Below are 763 nucleotides of genomic sequence, written 5' to 3'. Positions count from 1 at the left end.
AGGCAAGGACTGTCGGGAAGCCCGGGGGGAACGGGAGGGGGGCAGGAGTCCCCCTCGGGCAAGGCGAACCGCCGCCCCGAAGCCCCACCGACGTGCCCTGCCTTGGCCCACGGAAGCGCCCTGCCCGGGGGACCTTGCCGCCCCCGATCGCCACGTGCGCACCCGACGACGGCGGGTGCGGGTGCCGGTGGGCTGGGGACGCCCCCGATCGCTACGTGCGCACCCGACGACGGCGGGTGCGGGTGCCGGTGGGCTCGGGCCGCCCCCGATCGCTACGTGCGCACCCCACGACGGCGGGTGCGGGTGCCGGTGGGCTGGGGACGCCCCCGATCGCTACGCGTGGACCCGACGACGGCGACTGTGGGCTGGCACTGGGAGCACGCGGGTGGTCGCTTCGTGCGCACTCGCCGTCGGCAAGGGCGGGTATGCAGGAGATGATGCGCAGGCGGTCATTTCGTGCGCGTTGAGCCACGGCGACCGGCGGACGGGGGAGTTGACGGCCGCCCGGCGTGGCGGGCGCCGACGCCCCGCGGAAGCACGTAGCGATCAGAGGCGGCCCGGGGCACGGGCGGCGGGCAGCCGCCACGCAACGGGAGCACGTAGCGGTCGGCAGCGCTCCGGCCGGCAGACCCGGACGGCGGTAGGGCGCCACTCGGCCGGGACCACGTAGCGATCAGTGGCGGCAGGGCGGCAGGGGCTGAGGGCTGTGATGCAGACGGGTGGTGGAGGTCCCTCCAGGCCGCTCCCCCTCCTGGGGGCTTCC

This window comes from Streptomyces toxytricini (genome assembly GCF_014649915.1).
In the GTDB taxonomy this organism is placed as follows: Bacteria; Actinomycetota; Actinomycetes; order Streptomycetales; family Streptomycetaceae; genus Streptomyces; species Streptomyces toxytricini.
This window is presented reverse-complemented; position numbering follows the sequence as displayed.